Annotated in this window: 15 protein-coding genes and 1 other RNA gene; 9 read left to right on the top strand and 7 right to left on the bottom strand. The window is 61.7% G+C overall.

All coding sequences use genetic code 11. The features are described 5' to 3' along the window. The first annotated feature begins 44 nt into the window (after positions 1–44). The 6 genes from M0H32_RS14330 to M0H32_RS14355 all read left to right on the top strand — a co-directional run bounded on the left by M0H32_RS14330 (position 45) and on the right by M0H32_RS14355 (position 9299). Positions 45–1415, top strand: a complete 1371-nt coding sequence (locus tag M0H32_RS14330; protein WP_248155120.1) for a diguanylate cyclase — start codon at positions 45–47, stop codon at positions 1413–1415. Positions 1416–1525: 110 nt separating this feature from the next. Continuing rightward, positions 1526–3397 carry an extracellular solute-binding protein gene (locus M0H32_RS14335; RefSeq protein ID WP_248155123.1) on the top strand — a complete coding sequence of 624 codons (1872 nt, stop codon included), beginning with the start codon at positions 1526–1528 and terminating at the stop codon, positions 3395–3397. Next, positions 3394–5280: an extracellular solute-binding protein gene (locus tag M0H32_RS14340; RefSeq protein WP_248155125.1), complete on the top strand. Its 1887-nt coding sequence runs from the start codon at positions 3394–3396 to the stop codon at positions 5278–5280. The genes M0H32_RS14335 and M0H32_RS14340 overlap by 4 nt, the downstream gene beginning before the upstream one ends. A 64-nt stretch (positions 5281–5344) precedes the next feature. Then, entirely contained in the window at positions 5345–6469 is a 1125-nt protein-coding gene (locus M0H32_RS14345; protein WP_248155126.1) for a microcin C ABC transporter permease YejB, read from the top strand. Positions 6470–6472: 3 nt separating this feature from the next. Beyond that, entirely contained in the window at positions 6473–7657 is a 1185-nt protein-coding gene (locus M0H32_RS14350; RefSeq protein ID WP_248155128.1) for an ABC transporter permease, read from the top strand. Positions 7658–7667: 10 nt separating this feature from the next. Beyond that, positions 7668–9299 (top strand): ABC transporter ATP-binding protein, encoded by a 1632-nt coding sequence (locus tag M0H32_RS14355; protein ID WP_248155130.1) that lies wholly within the window; start codon positions 7668–7670, stop codon positions 9297–9299. On the opposite strand, the gene M0H32_RS14360 is transcribed toward M0H32_RS14355, so the two are convergent. From M0H32_RS14360 to M0H32_RS14390, 7 genes are all read right to left on the bottom strand, one after another. Beyond that, on the bottom strand, positions 9289–9939 hold the full coding sequence (locus M0H32_RS14360; protein WP_248155132.1) for a hypothetical protein: 651 nt from the start codon (positions 9937–9939) through the stop codon (positions 9289–9291). The two genes, M0H32_RS14355 and M0H32_RS14360, sit on opposite strands and share 11 nt — an antisense overlap. Before the next feature lie 14 nt (positions 9940–9953). Further along, a complete protein-coding gene (locus tag M0H32_RS14365) occupies positions 9954–10577 on the bottom strand; it encodes a hypothetical protein (RefSeq protein ID WP_248155134.1) in 624 nt (207 codons plus the stop codon). A 137-nt stretch (positions 10578–10714) separates the two neighbouring features. Further along, on the bottom strand, positions 10715–11980 hold the full coding sequence (locus M0H32_RS14370) for a SulP family inorganic anion transporter (RefSeq protein WP_248155136.1): 1266 nt from the start codon (positions 11978–11980) through the stop codon (positions 10715–10717). Positions 11981–12077: 97 nt separating this feature from the next. After that, on the bottom strand, positions 12078–13292 hold the full coding sequence (locus tag M0H32_RS14375) for a lytic murein transglycosylase (RefSeq protein ID WP_425607322.1): 1215 nt from the start codon (positions 13290–13292) through the stop codon (positions 12078–12080). A 252-nt stretch (positions 13293–13544) separates the two neighbouring features. After that, a complete protein-coding gene (locus M0H32_RS14380; RefSeq protein ID WP_248155138.1) occupies positions 13545–14123 on the bottom strand; it encodes a histidine phosphatase family protein in 579 nt (192 codons plus the stop codon). Continuing rightward, positions 14123–15073, bottom strand: a complete 951-nt coding sequence (nudC, locus tag M0H32_RS14385) for an NAD(+) diphosphatase (protein ID WP_248155140.1) — start codon at positions 15071–15073, stop codon at positions 14123–14125. Before nudC ends, M0H32_RS14380 begins: the two co-directional genes overlap by 1 nt. A 131-nt stretch (positions 15074–15204) precedes the next feature. Further along, the gene (locus M0H32_RS14390; RefSeq protein ID WP_248155142.1) at positions 15205–15624 is read right to left on the bottom strand and encodes an HIT domain-containing protein; all 420 of its coding nucleotides are present in this window, start codon (positions 15622–15624) and stop codon (positions 15205–15207) included. A gap of 133 nt (positions 15625–15757) precedes the next feature. Here M0H32_RS14390 and ffs point away from each other — a divergent pair. The 3 genes from ffs to M0H32_RS14405 all read left to right on the top strand — a co-directional run bounded on the left by ffs (position 15758) and on the right by M0H32_RS14405 (position 16808). Beyond that, positions 15758–15855, top strand: an RNA gene (gene ffs / locus M0H32_RS14395) — signal recognition particle sRNA small type. A gap of 307 nt (positions 15856–16162) precedes the next feature. Then, positions 16163–16417, top strand: a complete 255-nt coding sequence (locus M0H32_RS14400; RefSeq protein WP_248155144.1) for a hypothetical protein — start codon at positions 16163–16165, stop codon at positions 16415–16417. Further along, a complete protein-coding gene (locus tag M0H32_RS14405; protein ID WP_248155146.1) occupies positions 16410–16808 on the top strand; it encodes a hypothetical protein in 399 nt (132 codons plus the stop codon). The genes M0H32_RS14400 and M0H32_RS14405 overlap by 8 nt, the downstream gene beginning before the upstream one ends. The last annotated feature ends 28 nt before the right edge of the window (positions 16809–16836 follow it).

Below are 16836 nucleotides of genomic sequence, written 5' to 3' on the forward strand. Positions count from 1 at the left end.
GGAATACATTTTCGAAGTCGAATGGAACGTGGGTCGCGTCCATTGTGGCTGCCGTCTGTTTTCTGGCAGGCATCGCCGTCACGGCGCATGTCGGGCAGCTGGTCCGCAATGAACTGGTCTCTCAACACAAGCAACGGGCAGTTGCCAGTCTTTCCGAGGCGCGGGCGCGCCTTGAAGGTGAAATTGGCCGAACGGTGGCCTATGGCCTCGGTATTCGGGCCTATGTGACGCAGTTTGTCGACAAGCCCTTCGACATGGAGGACTACCGCGAAATCGGCGTCGAACTGATCGAGGAAAATCCCTCCATCCGGTCAATCGGCCTGGCGCCTAACAATATCCTTCGCGCCGTCTTCCCTTTTGAGCCGAACCAGTCCGCGATCGGCCTGAATTACCGGATGAACACGGCCCAATGGCCGGCGATCCGAAGAGCCATGATGACGCGGGAAGTTGTGATCGCGGGCCCTCTGGAGCTCGTGCAGGGCGGTACAGCCCTCCTGATCCGCATTCCGGTGTTCCCGGCGGCCTTTCCCGGTCAGCCGATGGACGAGCGCAGCTATTGGGGCGTCGCCACGCTGGTGCTCGACCAGGACGGCATGATGAGGTCCGCAGGCATCACCGACGTCATCAACGGGATCCGGATCGGCATCGTCAACAAGGGCACCATCGACAGCAACAAAATGATCTTCGGCAGCCCGTCCCTGTTCGAGAAGGACCATGTGTCCCTGCCCCTGCACCTGCCGGGCGGCCTAGACTGGGATCTGATCGGCTACCCCGAGGCCGGCTGGTCGAGTGCTGGCAACCAGGTCTGGATCACGCAGCTGGTCGGTAGTCTGATTTCCCTCGTCTTCGGCGCGATGGCGTTTCTGCTGATCAGCGAGGTCTACAAGGTCCGCTCCATGGCGCTGCATGATCCGCTCACGGGATTGGCCAACCGCCGCCTGCTGGAGGACCGCATGCACCAGCTTGCCGCCATGTGCGAACGCTCGGGCGCTGGTTTTGAAATCTTCTATGTGGACCTGGATGCCTTCAAGCCGGTCAACGACAATTACGGTCACGCGGTCGGCGACCAGCTGCTGATCGAGGTCGGACAAAGGCTGCAAAACCAGATCCGTCAGACCGACACCGTGGCACGGGTCGGCGGCGACGAATTCATCGTCCTGACCCCCGGCAACATGCGCAGGCAGGAAAAGGAAACCTTCCTGCAACGCCTCGGGGAAAAGGTGGCGCAGGTGTTCGAGTATTCGGGCGCGCGCATCGATGTAAAAGCCAGTATCGGATCGGCCAGCTATCCGGGCGATGCCGCAACTGTGGAAGACTTGCTCAGGGTTGCCGACGGTAGAATGTACGCGCAAAAGGCAAGAACTAAGCAGAATTCACAGGAACTTCCCTCCAAAGGCCTTCCCCAGACAGGTTAAATTTCTGTCATCTCGGCAACCAGCAGGTGACGCATGGCCAGCTGGTCCCTACACTGTTCTCATAAACCCGCTGATTTGGGTGTCAGGAACCGGAAGGGACGGAGAAGCCGATGGTGTTCACAAGGCGTTTTTGCAGGCAGGCAGCCGCTGGGTTGCTTTGGGCAGGCGTGCTCGGCGCCTCTTTTTCGCCCGCCGTTGCTGAAGAGCCCGAGTGGCAGCATGCTGCCGCGCTCAACGGAACACCCAAATACGGACCCGACGTCACCCATTTCGACTATGTCAATCCGGAAGCGCCGAAGGGCGGCACCGTGCGCCTCGCCGGCAGCGGCGGCTTCGACACGTTCAACATTCTGGCCCAGAAGGGCAGCATCGCCCCCGGGGTCAGGCTCATTTATGAAAGCCTCATGGAGGGGTCTCTCGATGAGGACACAATCAGTGCGCAATACGGCGTGCTTGCCGAGGCCATCCGTTTTCCGGACGACTATTCCTGGGTCGAATACCGGTTGAATCCGGAGGCCCGCTGGCATGACGGTGTGCCTGTGACGGCCGAGGACGTGGTCTGGTCCTTCGAAAAGGCGGTCGAGCTCGACCCGCAACGCAGGTTCTACTTCCAGAATGTCGACAAGACCGAGATTGTCGGTGAGCACACGATCCGGTTTACCTTTGATGTCAGCGGTAATCGCGAGCTGCCCAAGATCATGGGCCAGCTTCAGGTCCTGCCAAAACACTGGTGGGAGGCAAAGGACAAGGACGGCGAGCCTCGCGACATTGCCCGCTCCACGCTGGAACCGCCGCTCGGCTCAGGCCCCTACCGGATCAAGAGCTTTTCTCCCAACCGCCAGGTGATTTACGAGCGGGTCGACGATTATTGGGGCAAGGATCTGCCGATTCGAGTCGGTACCAACAATATCGACGAAATCCGCTATGTCTCCTTCCTGGACGACGCCGTCCAGTTCGAGGCCTTCAAGGGCGACCAGTACGATTTTCATGTCGAGCGCAGCTCGAGCCAATGGGCCAAGCGCTATGACTTCCCGGCCGTGAAGGACGGCCGGGTGGTCAAGGAGATCTTCCCGGACAAGTCGACGGGCGTTATGCAGGGCTTTTTCCTGAACCTGCGCCGCGAAAAGTTCCAGGACCCGCTGGTCCGCCGGGCGCTCAACTACGCCTATGATTTCGAGACCACCAACCGGATCGTGTCCGCGAACCTGCTTAAACGGGTCAATTCCTACTTTGCCGGCACCGAGCTGGCCTCCTCAGGCTTGCCGCAAGGCAAGGAGCTGGAAATCCTGGAAGAGGTCCGCGATCTGGTGCCGCCGGAGGTCTTCACCGAGGAATACACCAACCCGGTCGGTGGCTCGCCCGAGAATGTCAGGGCCAATCTGCGCGAAGCGGTCAAGCTGCTGCGCCAGGCGGGCTTTGAATTGAAAGACCGCAAGCTCATCGACCCCAAGACCGGCGAGCAGCTTTCCATCGAGTTTCTCTACCGGGACAAGGCCAGCGAGCGCACGCTACTGCCCTATGCCAAGAACCTGGAAGCCATCGGCATCAAGCCGGTGCTGCGCCTGGTCGACAACTCGCAATTCATCAACCGGATCCGCAGCCGGGATTTCGACACCACCGTTCTGGCCATTGGCCAAACGCTGTCGCCGGGCAATGAACAGCGTGAGTACTGGGGGTCGGAAGCCGCCGACAATGACAGTTCTGCCAACTATGCCGGCATCAAGAACCCGGCGATCGACAAGCTGATCGACAGGGTCATTTTCGCAGAGGATAGGGACACCCTGGTGGCCGCGACCCATGCGCTCGACCGGGTCCTGTTGTGGAACCACTATGTGGTCCCTCAGTTTTTCGTCGACGAGACCCGCACGGCGCGCTGGAACCGGTTCAGCCACCCCGAGACCATGCCGGACTACAGCACCGGATTTCCGACGATCTGGTGGTATGACGCGGAAAAAGCCGCCAAGACGGGAGCAGCCAAATGAGCGAGCAACTGTCGCCCTCCCGCCGTCAGGTCCTGCAGCTGAGCGGCGCGGCCGCACTGACCGCAGCGGTCCCCGGGTTGCCACGCCCGGCTCTGGCCCAGGAGGCCCCCAACGCACTGCACGGTCTGTCGGTGTTCGGCGATCTGAAATATCCGGCCGACTTCACCCATTTCGATTATGTCAATCCGGACGCCCCGAAAGGCGGCACCTTCTCGTTCCAGGCGCCCTACTGGTATTACAACCAGAATGTCCAGACCTACAACACCTTCAACACGTTCATCCTGAAGGGCGATGCTCCGCCGCGGATGGAGCTGTGTTTCGACACGCTGATGGTGCGGGCCTGGGATGAGGCCGACGCGGTCTATGGTCTTGTGGCCAAGACAGTCGAGGTCTCGGAAGACGGTAACGTCTATACCTTCAACCTGCGCCCGGAGGCCCGTTTCCACGACGGTTCCAAGCTGACGGCGGAGGATGTCGCCTATTCGATCATGCTGATCAAGGCGGAAGGCCATCCGCTGCTCAGCCAGCCGCTGGCGGTGCTGAAGGACGCGGAAGTGCTTGGCGACTATCGGCTCGCACTGCATTTCGATGGCAGCCAGGCGCGCAACTTTCCGCTCGCGGTGGCGGCCGGCTACCCGATCTTCTCCAAGCGCTACTACACCGCCTATGACTTCAAGCAATCCACGCTGACGCCGCCGCTGTCCTCCGGCCCCTTCAAGGTCGGCAAGCACGCCATCGGCCGCTATGTCGAGTATCACAGGGTGGAAAAATACTGGGCCCGCGATCTTCCCGTCACCAGGGGGCGCTTCAACTTCAGTACGGTGCGTGTCGAGTTTTTCCGCGAGCGCCAGATCGCGTTCGAGGCCTTCAAGAAAGGCGATATTTTCTACCGCGAGGAATTCACGTCGAAAAACTGGGCGACGGAATACAATTTTCCGGCGGTCGAGGACAATCGGGTCGTGCGCCGCGAATTTCCGGATGGCCGGCCGTCCGGTGCCCAGGGCTGGTTCATCAACACCCGCCGCGAGAAGTTCAAGGACCCTCGGGTGCGCGAGGCTCTCGGTTACGCGTTCGATTTCGAATGGTCCAATCAGACACTGTTCTACGGCCTTTATGAGCGTACGGCGTCGTTTTTCGAGAATTCCGACATGAAGGCCGAGGGCCTGCCCTCGAAGGCGGAGCTTGCCCTTCTGGAGCCGTTCCGCGACCAGCTGCCCGAAACCGTATTCGGCGAGGCGATCCTGCCGCCGGTGAGCGACGGCTCCGGAAATGACCGCAAGCTGCTGCGCAAGGCAAGCGAGCTTCTGGCCGAGGCCGGTTACAGGCGCGAAGGCACCGACCTCGTCGGACCGGACGGCAAGCCACTGGAAATAGAGTTCTTGAACAACACGGTTGCCTTCGAGCGGATCACGAATCCCTTGCTCAAGAACCTGGAACGGCTGGGTATTAAGGCGAACCTGCGCATCGTCGATCCCGCCCAGTATCAGGCGCGGTTGAACGACTATGATTTCGACATCGCCAGCCGGCGCTATTCGTTGTCGCCGACGCTCTCCGATACGATCCGGGAAATGTGGGGATCGAAAGCCGCCGCAACCCCGGGGACCTACAACACGGCCGGAATCTCCAGCCCCGTCGTCGACGCCCTGATCGACAAGGCCATCGCCGCGCAGACACGCGCGGAAATGAACACCGCCGCAAGAGCCCTCGACCGGGTGCTGCGCGCCGGCCATTACTGGATCCCCCAGTGGTACAAGAGCATCCACACTGTCGCCATGTGGGATGTCTACGGCTATCCGGAAGAACCACCGCGGTATTTCTTCCCGATTGAAGAACTCTGGTGGATAGAAGCCGAAAAGGCGGAAAAACTCGGCAAAGGCCGTTAAGTTTAAACGTGACACCTCGGGCCCGTTTCAGAAGGCCAGACCATAAAGGGAATGCACACACTCCATGGGCGCCTATATCCTTCGCCGCTTGCTGTTGATGATCCCGACCCTTGTCGGGATCCTGGCTGTCAATTTCCTGATCATCCAGTTTGCGCCCGGCGGGCCGGTCGAGCGGGTCATCGCCCAGCTGCAGGGGACGGATGTTTCGGCAACCTCGCGGATCAGCGGCGGCGGCGGCGACATGATCGGCGCCGGCAACGATGCCTCGGGCGGCAGCGGCGCGGCCTCCGCCGACGGCGTCAGCTCCAAATACCGTGGTGCGCAGGGACTGGACCCGGAATTCATCAAGCAGCTGGAAGCTCAGTTCGGCTTCGACAAGCCGCCGCTGGAACGCTTCCTGAAGATGCTTGGCGACTATGCCCTGTTCGATTTCGGCGAAAGTTACTTCCGCGACATCAAGATCATCGACCTGATCAAGGAAAAACTGCCCGTCTCCATTTCCCTCGGTCTCTGGATGACGCTGATTTCCTATGCGGTCTCGATCCCGCTCGGCATCAGGAAGGCGGTCTCCGACGGCTCCCGCTTCGATGTCTGGACATCCGGCGTGATCGTGGTCGCCTATGCCATTCCGGGCTTCCTGTTCGCGGTGCTTTTGATCGTGCTCTTTGCCGGCGGGTCTTTCTGGGACCTGTTCCCGCTGCGGGGTCTTGTCTCCGACAACTGGGAGGAACTTTCCTGGCCGGCCCGGATCGCCGATTATTTCTGGCACCTGGCCCTGCCGCTGACCGCCATGGCCCTGTCCGCCTTCGCAACCACGACGCTACTGACCAAGAACTCGTTCCTCGACGAAATCCGCAAGCAATACGTCATCACGGCCAGGGCCAAGGGCCTGACCGAGCACCAGGTGCTCTATGGCCACGTCTTCCGCAATGCCATGCTGATCGTCGTCGCCGGCTTCCCCGGGGCGTTCATCTCGTCCTTCTTCGCCGGGGCTCTGCTGATCGAGACGATCTTCTCGCTCGACGGTCTCGGGCTGCTCGGATTTGAATCGGTGATCAACCGCGACTATGCCGTCGTTTTTGCCACCGTCTATATCTTCGGACTGATGGGGCTGCTGGTCAGCTTGATCTCCGACCTCACCTATACCTGGATCGATCCGCGGATCGATTTCGAAAGCCGGGAGGTCTGAGCTATGGATTCCCGACTGAACAAGGATATGGAAGGCGCGGGCTACGACGTGCTCAACCCGCTGCCGGAAGAAACCGCGCCGCCGCCGGCGAAGATGCGGCTGTCGCCGATCAACCAGAGGCGGCTTGCCAATTTCAAGGCCAACAGGCGGGGCTACTGGTCACTCTGGATCTTTCTGGTGCTGTTCACCCTGGCCATGTTCGCCGAGTTTATCGCCAACGACCGGCCGATCCTTGTGTCCTACAAGGGCGAATTGCTGATGCCGGTCTTCGTCGACTACCCGGAAGACAAATTCGGCGGCTTCCTGGCGGTGACCAACTACAAGGACGGGTTCATCCGCGACGAGATCAACGCCAATGGCTGGATGCTGTGGCCGCCGGTCCGCTACTCCTACGATTCCCGCAACCTGAACCCGCCCGTGCCCGTGCCGGCGCCCCCCTCGTGGACCATGGACAAGGAGGAACGCTGCGCGAAGTATCCGGAGGGCGCGAACGATCCCGGCTGCATCGTCGGCAACTGGAACTGGCTCGGTACCGATGACCAGGCCCGGGACGTCTTTGCACGGCTGCTCTACGGCTTCCGGATTTCCGTCCTGTTTGGCCTTGCGCTGACCCTGGCTTCCTCCGTCATCGGCATCGCCGCCGGGGCTGTGCAGGGCTACTACGGCGGCTGGACCGACCTTCTGTTCCAGCGTTTCATCGAGATCTGGACCGCGGTGCCGACGCTCTACCTGATCCTGATCGTGTCCTCGTTTCTGGTGCCAGGCTTCTGGACGCTGTTCACCATCCTGCTTGCCTTTTCCTGGGTGGCGCTGGTCGGGGTGGTGCGCGCGGAATTCCTGCGCGGCCGTAACTTCGAATATATCTCGGCGGCGCGCGCGCTGGGCGTTTCCAACAGGGTGATCATGTGGCGGCACCTGCTGCCAAATGCGATGGTGGCGACGCTGACCTTCATGCCCTTCATCCTGAACGGGTCGATCTCGACGCTGACGGCGCTCGATTTTCTCGGCTTCGGCCTGCCGCCCGGCTCCGCTTCGCTCGGCGAATTGCTCGCCCAGGGCAAGAACAATCTCCAGGCGCCCTGGCTCGGCATCACCGGCTTCATCGTGATCTCGCTGATGCTCAGCCTGCTGATTTTCATCGGCGAAGCCGTGCGCGACGCCTTCGATCCGCGCAAGAGCCTCGGGTAGGGAGACAAGAATGACAAACGAGAAACTCCTGTCCGTGGAAGACCTGTCGGTTGCCTTCACCCAAGGTGGCAGGGAGACGCTGGCCGTCGACCGGATTTCCTTTGAGATCCACAAGGGCGAGACGGTTGCCCTGGTCGGCGAGAGCGGCTCCGGCAAATCGGTGTCCGCTCTGTCGGTTCTGAAGTTGCTGCCCTATCCGGCGGCCTCGCATCCGTCCGGCAGGATCCTGATGCACGGCAAGGACCTGCTGACGGCCGGCGACGCAGAGATGCGCAAGGTGCGCGGCAACGATGTCTCGATGATCTTCCAGGAACCGATGACGTCGCTGAACCCCTTGCATGTGGTCGAGAAGCAGATTGCGGAAATCCTGATGGTGCATCGGGGCATGGGCGAGACCCAGGCCAGGGCCCGTGTACTGGAACTGCTCCATCAGGTGGGCATCCGCGAACCGGAAAAGCGCCTGAAATCCTATCCGCACCAGCTTTCCGGGGGGCAGCGCCAGCGGGTCATGATCGCCATGGCCCTTGCCAACGAGCCGGACCTCCTGATTGCCGACGAGCCGACCACCGCGCTGGATGTCACCGTGCAGGCCCAGATCCTGGAGCTCTTGAAGGCGCTCAAGAAGAGGCAGGGCATGGCCATGCTCTTCATCACCCATGATCTCGGCATCGTGCGCAAATTCGCCGACCGTGTCTGCGTCATGACCGGCGGCAAGATCGTCGAGCAGGGTCCCGTCGCCGAGATTTTCGACAACCCTCAGCACAGCTATACCAAGCACCTTCTGGCGGCCGAACCGAAGGGCCAGCCGCCGGCGACCGACAAGGACAAGCCGATCATCGTTCAGGCGGACGACCTCAAGGTCTGGTTCCCGGTCAAGCGCGGCTTCCTGCGCAAGACGGTCGATCACATCAAGGCGGTCGACGGCATCGATGTGAAGGTCCGCCAGGGCCAGACGCTCGGCATTGTCGGCGAGAGCGGCTCGGGCAAGACCACGCTGGGTCTCGCCATTCTGCGGATGATTTCCTCAAAGGGGAAGATCACCTTCAACGGCGCAGATATCCAGGCCAATTCCTGGAAGGAAATGCGGCCGCTGCGCCGGGACATGCAGATCGTGTTCCAGGACCCTTACGGCGCCCTCAGCCCGCGCATGTCGGTCGCCGATATTGTCGGTGAGGGGCTGCAGGTGCATTTCCCCGGCATTTCAGCAGAAGAACGCGACCGCAAGGTCGCCAAGGCGCTGGAAGAGGTCGGGCTCGACGCCTCCACCCGGCACCGGTACCCGCATGAATTTTCCGGCGGCCAGCGTCAGCGCATCTCGATAGCGCGGGCCATGGTGCTGGAGCCCAAATTCGTCATGCTGGACGAACCGACCTCGGCGCTCGACATGAGCGTTCAGGCTCAGGTGGTGGACCTGTTGCGCGACCTGCAGAAGGCGCATGGCCTGGCTTACCTCTTCATCTCTCACGATCTGAAGGTCGTCCGGGCGCTTGCCAACGAGGTCATTGTCATGCGCCAGGGCAAGGTGGTGGAACAGGGGCCGGCGGAGCAGATCTTCGATGCGCCGCAGACCGATTACACCAAGGCTCTGATGGCCGCCGCCTTCCGGCTTGAGGCGGCTCCGGAAGGGGTTGTCAGCGCGTAGGGCTTCGGTTGTCGGGACAAGGGCCGAGCGGCACGGCGTCGCCCTCCAGCCCCTCGGCGGCCATCAGAGTTTGCAGATCGGCGTTTTTCAGCAAGGGTACGTAGCCACCGAGTTCGGGTGCCTTCAGATAAGTGCTGACCACGATTTTCTCCGGTTTTTTGGCGGCGGCGAGGCAGGCATCGACGCTGATGTCCATGCTGCCATTCACCTTGTCGCGCTCCGCCTTGTCCATGGCCACAAGCCGTGACTGGAATGCCTTGAACGTGTTTATCCTGCTCTCCGGCAGCCGGTAGATTTCGAGCCGCCAACCGGTCTGCAGCTCGGCTGAAAGTTCCACTTTTTCGGCAGGCGTCTCCACCCGCTCGAAGGCTAGTTCTTCCTTGATCAGCATCTTGCCGCTGGATTTTTCCTGGAGGGTCAGCCGCATCTGTGCGGCGCCCTCCGGGATGCGGATGCTGTCCGGGTATTTGACAGCAATCCGCAATGTCTCCGGTGCGGTTTTCAGAAAATCGAAGTCGCTGAGCTTGACCATTGTGGCCAGCGGAACGTGGCCGCAGGCACTCAGAAAGAGAACACAGGTACCTGCCAGAACCACCTGTGCCGCCGCGCGGGGGAAATGCCGTCTCGATCCGTTGGACACGACTGGCTCCAATATCACTGCTGTTGCAGGCAGGGTTTGACCGGATCCCTTTGCCCGGACCGGTCGGTGAGTGGTACGTTGCGCAAGTCAAAGTCCTTTTCCAGAAGCACGTAATCCTGAAACTCGGACGTTTTCAGATAGGTCGAAATCAGCATTTGTCCGCTGTCCTGCGGGTCGACCTTGCAGCCGGCGACGTCGATGACCAATTCCCCGGCGATCTTGTCCTGGCGCTCCTTGGGCATCGCCAGATATTTCGCCTGCAGAGCCCTGAGTTCCGCAACCTGCCGGTCCGGGATCCGGTAGATGGAAACGCGCTCGTCGCCGCGCCGCCCGGACAGCAGTTTTTCCGGTCGGATCACGGGGATAGTCCTTGTCAGAAGAACCTCCTTTTCGCGCAGCACGTTTCCGGATTTTCGGTCCTTCAACAGGATCTTCACCCGGGCTCCGCCCTGCGGCACATCCAGACGATGCGAGTGGCGCACGGCAATGCGGAACATAGCCGGATCGGTCTTTGCGGGGTTGAACGCATCGAGGTCGGATGCCCAGGAGGATGGACCGGGAACAGCCAGAACCAGAACCAGCCACAGGGATTTGGGACGCAGAAAGGGGCGTGTGCGCCGGAACGCAGGTCCAAACATGACAAGAACTCCAATTAAAACGACATCTATTAATTATCGTAAAACAATAAGAAATGAAAATGGTATTTCTGTGGCGGCGGCGCGGAGACACCACTTCTGCCAAGTCGGTCTTGAGAAAGCGGATAGAGCGAGCGGCTTCAGCGCTCCGGCATCGACCAGTCTTCGGGCGGTTTGCCATGTTCGCGCAAGCGCAATGCAAGGCCGATGGCAACGCCGACGCCGATGGCGACGGTCAGGTCGACCAGCACGGTCAGGACCAGCGTGATGAGGAGCAAGAGCCGGTCGGCAAGCGGTTCGGCAAGATAGTGCTTCCACTTGTGCGGTTCGCTCATTGCCCAGGCGGTCAGCACGAGCAGCGCCGCCATCGCGGGCAGGGCGAGGTAACCCGCAAGCGGGGCGGCAACCAGCATGACCAGAAAAATGGTGACGGCGTGGATCAGTCCGGCAACGGGGGTCTTGCCGCCGGCGCGGATGTTGGTGGCCGTGCGCGCGATCGCCCCGGTCGCCGGCAGGCCACCGAAGAGTGACGAGGCCAGATTGGCCGTGCCTTGCGCCAGCATTTCCGCGTTGGGCCGGTGTTTTCCTTCGATGATCCGATCGGCGACCATGGCGGAGAGCAGAGATTCCACACCGGCCAGGAACGCGATCACCACGGCGGAGGGAAACAGCTCGACGATACGGTCCACGGAGATCTCTGGGAGAGAGGGGACCGGCAGAGTATTGGGCAGCGCGCCGAACCGCGACGCAATCGTCTCCACGGGCAAACTCAGGACAACAACGGCGGCGGATGCCGCGCCAACCGCCAGGATAAGACCCGGAAATCGCGGGGCGAGCCGGCGCAGCGCAACGATCAGCAGCAGTGTGGACAGCGCCACGGCGCTAGCCGCGAACGATGCGCTGCCCCGTGCGCCCCAGAGGGCTTCCAACTTGTCGAGAAAGTCGGCGGGCACCTTGGTGAGCTGGAGGCCGAAGAAATCCTTGATCTGACTGGAGGCGATGATGACGGCGATGCCGATGGTGAACCCGTTGACGACCGGTTCGGGCACATAACGGATCAGGCCGCCGATCCGGAAGACCCCGGCCAGAAGCAGCATCATCCCGGCCATGAAGGTGGCCAGCACCAGACCGTCATAACCGTGTTCGGCAATCACGCTGAAGACGACCACGATGAAGGCGCCGGTCGGCCCGCCTATCTGGACCCGGCTGCCCCCCAGAAGCGAGATGAAGAACCCGCCGACAATGGCCGTCACCAGCCCCTTGCCCGGATCCGCGCCGGACGCGATCGCGATCGCCAGGCTCAGCGGCAGCGCCACCATGGCAACGGTGACCCCGGCCGCGAGATCGGCAAGGAACAGACGCAGGGAATAGTCCTGCAGGGTCGTGACGATCTTGGGGAGCCGCATCAAGGCACCGGGAGGACGGAAAGTGAGGAGAGCCTTACTGTTCCGCAGGTGGCGGCCAAATGCAAATCAATGTCGTCCGGCGGGACCTAATGCCGCGTCAACCGACCCAGCAGGTGGCGAAGAAGCCGTTTTTCTCCTGGTCCCTGCCGATGGACCGGCGGGTCTTGAAGCCGATCAGGCCGTCGGCGCCGCCGACATCGTGGCCAAGGCCCTCAAGACGCAGCTGCAGATTGCGCACAGCGCCGCGGGTGGTCTCCTTCATCGGTTTCCATTCGCCGGCAAAGCCCTTGTTGCTGCTGTAGCGGTCCGCCAGGTGGCCGACAAAGAGCGCATAGGCATCGCTCTCGTTGTATTCCTTGATGACGTAGAAATTTTCCGTCGCGATGAAAGCCGGGCCGTAGCGGCCCGCCGGCAGCAGAATGTTGCCCTGGCGATTGATCTCGTAATCCGGGAAAGGCTTGCCGCTGACCCGTTTGACGCCCTCGCGCACGAAGTCGGAGATCTTCTGGCGGTTGTCCGGCCCCTCGCGCGTGCAGGAAACGGTTTGAGGCAGATGGACCTCATAACCCCAGTCGCGCCCCTTCTGCCAGCCGTGCTCCGACAGGTAATGGGCGATCGAGGCCATGGTGTCGACATCGGAAGTCCAGATGTTGCGTTTGCCATCGCCGTCGAAATCGACGGCATATTTCAGATACGACGACGGCAGAAATTGCGGTTGGCCCATGGCGCCGCCCCAGGAGCTTTTCATGGCGCGGCGGGAGACGTCGCCGTTCTGCAGGATCTGCAAGGCTGCGACCACCTCGCCTTTGAAAAAGTCCGGCCGCTGGCCCATGAAAGCCTGAGTGGCGACGACGCGCAGGGCGTCATAGGGGATCTTGGCGCCGCCATAGCCCGATTCCCTTGCCCAGATCGCCAGGATGATCCGCTTGGGCACGCCATAACGTGCCTCGATCCGCTGCAGCGCGGCGGCATGTTGTTGCATCAGGCTGCGCCCGCGCGGCACCAGGGCGTTGAACTGGCTGGCGCGGAAATAGCGTGCCGGTGAGCGGAATTCGGCCTGGAAATTGACCTTCGGCGGCGTGCCCTTGCCGCCAGGCCCGACCAGTCCCGGCAGAGATGTGTCCGGTGTCAGGCCGCTCAGCTCCCGGTCGATGACGGCCTGGGAGACACCGGCCTTCCGTGCCGCCGGCGCGATCTCGGAATTCAGGAACTGCCGGAACTGGGCGTCGTATTGTCCGGCTTGTGTAGGCGAAGAGAGGCATGTGACAACCGCAAGCGCGGCTAGGGCAAGCTTCGGCAAAGTCTGGATCACAACAAACTCCCGTTTCAGGCGTCGGCCCGGACAGAAACAACACCGTCATCCTGAGGAAGCGCGGAGCGCTGTCTCGAAGGATGGGCCGCTTGCTCCGGCGTTTGCCGCCGATCCTTCGAGACAGGTCTGAAGGCCCTCCTCAGGATGAGGCCGAAGATTTGGTCTGACGGTGCCGAAGGACAGCCGCCATCTGCTTATCCAAGCCACATTCACGGTGACCCTAGCATGAACTCCAGCCGGGGCCGACTGCGCTTAGAGCTCTGTCCAAGCCAAATTGCGGCCGGTCTGGGTCATCAGCCAGTCCTTGTCGAAGCGGTACCAGCTGCCGCCGCGCTTCTGGTCATGCGCCCGCGAGATCGGCACGGCCATCAGATGGCACATCAACAGCGTGCCAACGGCGCCGTGGCCGACAAAAAGCACCGGGTCGTCTTCCGGTATATGCCGAAGCGCGCTTTTCACTCCCGTGACGATCCGGTCCTGGGCGTCGACCGCCCGTTCCCAGCCGCGCACGGAGTCATGCGGCTTGGCGAAAAAGGCATCGGCGGTTGCCTCGAATTCCAGCGGTGGCAGGAAACCGGTGGCGCTGCGATCGTTCTCATGCAGGAACCGCAAGGCGCGGTGGAACACGCCCTTGCGCCCGCAAAACACCTGCGCGGTTTCGATCGCCTTTTGCTCGCTGCTGGAAATCACCTGGCGGATGTCACCGGCAAAGGGCAAAGCGGCGGCCCTGGCGGCGCGTTCCCGGCCAGTCTCCGACAGGCCCCAGTCCGGTACCGGAACCTCTGGGTCGATCTTCACTTCCGGATGGGTGAGGTAGATGCACCAGGACATCAGAGGCGCCCCTCCAGCCAGCCGGTGATCAGCTCATAGGCGATGGAAATCGATGGCGGGATCAAATGGCCTTCCGGATGGGTGTGGGCAACCATCTGGCGGACCTCGTCCCGGTCGCACCATTTGCAGGCTTCCAGCTCGTCATCCTCGATTTCAATGTCGAAAGAGGTCGCGGTGCCGATACAGCCGAGCATCAGGTTGGCCGGAAACGGCCAGGGCTGGTTGGAGATCAGCCGCACGTCGCCGACCTGGATGCCGGATTCCTCAAGCGTTTCGCGGCGCACGGCCTGTTCGATGGTCTCGCCCGGTTCCATGAATCCGGCGAGCGTTGTGTAGATCCCTTCCGGCAGGCGTGCGGGGCGGCCGAGCAGGGCCTTCTCGCCGCTTGCGTCGGTGATCAGCATGATCACGCAAGGATCGGTGCGCGGAAAATGAGTGCCCTCACAGGAGGGGCAGTCGCGCCGGTAGCCGGCCTCGGCCATGAGGGTCTTTTCGCCGCAACGCGAGCAGTGGCGATGGCTGCGGTGCCAATGGATCAGCGCGCGCGCCTGGGCCAGCGCCCCCATGTCTTCCGGCGGCAGGGCGTTCTGCAGCGCCAGCGTGCGCAGGTCGATCAGCTGCAGGTCGTCCCGCTCGGCCAGCTCTTCGTCGTCCTGCGGAAGCGTTGTCGAGAAAAGTGCCTTTCCGGTTGCCTGCCGAAGGCCCAGAAAGACCAATTCCGCCGGATCGGCGCCGAGGGCCTTTGCGCTGTCCAAAGTGTGGCCGAGCGTGAGCGTTGCTCCGGCCTGAAACACCAGGGTGCGTGCTGTCGACAGAACGATTTCCGTATCCGGCTTGTGGAGCAACCCATCGAGATAGGCCTTGTCGCCGCGTTTGGTCGACCGCCGGTCGAGCGTGTTGCCGAGAAAACTCATCTCCATCGGCTGGAGTTCGGCGGCAGTGGCACGCATGGGAATGTCCTTGGATTGCTTGGGGCGAGATGACAATGGGACCGGAGCCTAGTCCAACCAGGTCTGGAGGAAAAGCTTGGGAGGGTAGCTTATGCGATCAACTCTGAATGCAAATTGAGACAGGCCGAAGCCTAGCCGTTCGTATCCGCCAGCGCCTCGCGCAGCTGGTCGATCAGGCTTTCGGCCTTGTCCGGCTCATAGGCCAGCGCCGGCACCACGCCCCAGGCCGGCCCGGGCCAGGCGGCATCCTCGCGGAAGCGGGCGATCACGTGCACATGCAGTTGCGAGACCATGTTGCCAAGCGCGCCGACATTGAGTTTCTCGCAGTCGGTAACCTGCCGGAGGCACGTGCTCGCCAGCGCAATCTCGCGCATCAATTGTTGCTGGTCGGCCTCGTCCAGATCGATGATCTCCACCAGATCGGATTTGCGCGGCACCAGCAGGAGCCAGGGATAATTGGCGTCCTTCATCAGCCGGACGGCGCAAAGCGGCAGGTCGGCGACAAACAGACTGTCGCCTTCCAGGCGAGGGTTGAGATTGAAGAAGGTCATGAGTGGGCTCCGAAGCGAATTGCCCGAACGGTACACGGTCCGGAGCGTCTTTGGCGAGCACGATTTCCCGGCAAATAAAAACCGGAACCGCCCCCTTGCCAAACCCCGGGGGGCATCTGATATAACGCACTCGGGAGGTTGGTGGTGGACGAGCCACTCGCCAACCGGGTCAGGTCCGGAAGGAAGCAGCCCTAACGAGCCTCGGCACGGGTCGCCGTGCCAGCCTCCCACCCTATCAAAAGCTTGAAAGCTTTGCTGGAAGCACCGCCGGACAACCGCGGTGCTTTTTTGTTTTTCCTGGCGCAAAATGCCTCGGTGTCACCCCGGACGACCGAAGGGAGATCCGGGCCCACTCATTTCCAGAGACATAGTTCAGTGTTCTCAAAGTCCGAGTTCTGCTGCTGAGCCCTTCCCAGCCGCATCGACAAGCGGATTTGCGAGTAGGCCCCGGATCTGCGCTGCGCTTGTCCGGGGTGACACCCGTGGTTCGTTCGTGCCCTATATTGACAAAATAGTACCTTGGTACCAAAGTACCAAAATGATAAAAACGATCGAACGTGTTCAGACCGGCGTCCGTTTGGAAAAACGGCTTTTGAAGGTGTTGAAGGGATTGGCGGAGCATCTCGATATCTCGCTCGGCGACCTGATCGAAGGGCTCGCGCTGCACGCTTTTGAAAACAGGCCGCCCTTCTCCGAGGAAACCCTTGGCAAGATCGCGCAGCTCAAAAGCGTCTACGATCTCGACCTGAGCGCCTTGGACAGCCACAAGCTCAAGGATGGAGCGGATGAGTGAGAGCAGAAATTATCCGGATCTGACGGACCGATTTGAAGCCGGGACGCTCGCGCCTGAAGGCTTTAGCCATGTCGACCATATCGGCGTCGCCTGCCAGATGTTGCAGCGGTATGACTTTCTCGACGCGGCGCAGCGCTACGGCCATGCACTGCGGGGTCTCGCGGCGAGGGCCGGTGCACCTGACAAGTTCAACGTCACGATCACGCTGGCCTTTCTTGGCCTTCTGGCGGAACGCATGGCCGGGACGGCCCACAAGAGCTTTGCCGAATTCCTGGAAAAGAACCCGGACCTGACCTCCAGAACGCTGATGGCGACCTGGTATTCCGAGGGCCGCCTGGCCTCCGGCACGGCCCGTCAGCGCTTCCTGATGCCGGACCGGTTCCAGGCCTGAAAGAGGCAATTGCCGATGCATCCGGACA

It is taken from the genome of Roseibium sediminicola, assembly GCF_023156505.1.
Classification (GTDB): Bacteria; Pseudomonadota; Alphaproteobacteria; order Rhizobiales; family Stappiaceae; genus Roseibium; species Roseibium sediminicola.

Bases quoted from the DNA above. Each gene is read 5' to 3' on its own strand.
- M0H32_RS14335 (WP_248155123.1), top strand. From the start codon at position 1,526: ATGGTGTTCACAAGGCGTTTTTGCAGGCAGGCAGCCGCTGGGTTGCTT.
- M0H32_RS14340 (WP_248155125.1), top strand. From the start codon at position 3,394: ATGAGCGAGCAACTGTCGCCCTCCCGCCGTCAGGTCCTGCAGCTGAGC.
- M0H32_RS14345 (WP_248155126.1), top strand. From the start codon at position 5,345: ATGGGCGCCTATATCCTTCGCCGCTTGCTGTTGATGATCCCGACCCTT.
- M0H32_RS14350 (WP_248155128.1), top strand. From the start codon at position 6,473: ATGGATTCCCGACTGAACAAGGATATGGAAGGCGCGGGCTACGACGTG.
- M0H32_RS14355 (WP_248155130.1), top strand. From the start codon at position 7,668: ATGACAAACGAGAAACTCCTGTCCGTGGAAGACCTGTCGGTTGCCTTC.
- M0H32_RS14365 (WP_248155134.1), bottom strand. From the start codon at position 10,577: ATGTTTGGACCTGCGTTCCGGCGCACACGCCCCTTTCTGCGTCCCAAA.
- M0H32_RS14370 (WP_248155136.1), bottom strand. From the start codon at position 11,980: ATGCGGCTCCCCAAGATCGTCACGACCCTGCAGGACTATTCCCTGCGT.
- M0H32_RS14380 (WP_248155138.1), bottom strand. From the start codon at position 14,123: ATGTCCTGGTGCATCTACCTCACCCATCCGGAAGTGAAGATCGACCCA.
- nudC (WP_248155140.1), bottom strand. From the start codon at position 15,073: ATGCGTGCCACTGCCGCCGAACTCCAGCCGATGGAGATGAGTTTTCTC.
- M0H32_RS14390 (WP_248155142.1), bottom strand. From the start codon at position 15,624: ATGACCTTCTTCAATCTCAACCCTCGCCTGGAAGGCGACAGTCTGTTT.
- M0H32_RS14400 (WP_248155144.1), top strand. From the start codon at position 16,163: ATGATAAAAACGATCGAACGTGTTCAGACCGGCGTCCGTTTGGAAAAA.
- M0H32_RS14405 (WP_248155146.1), top strand. From the start codon at position 16,410: ATGAGTGAGAGCAGAAATTATCCGGATCTGACGGACCGATTTGAAGCC.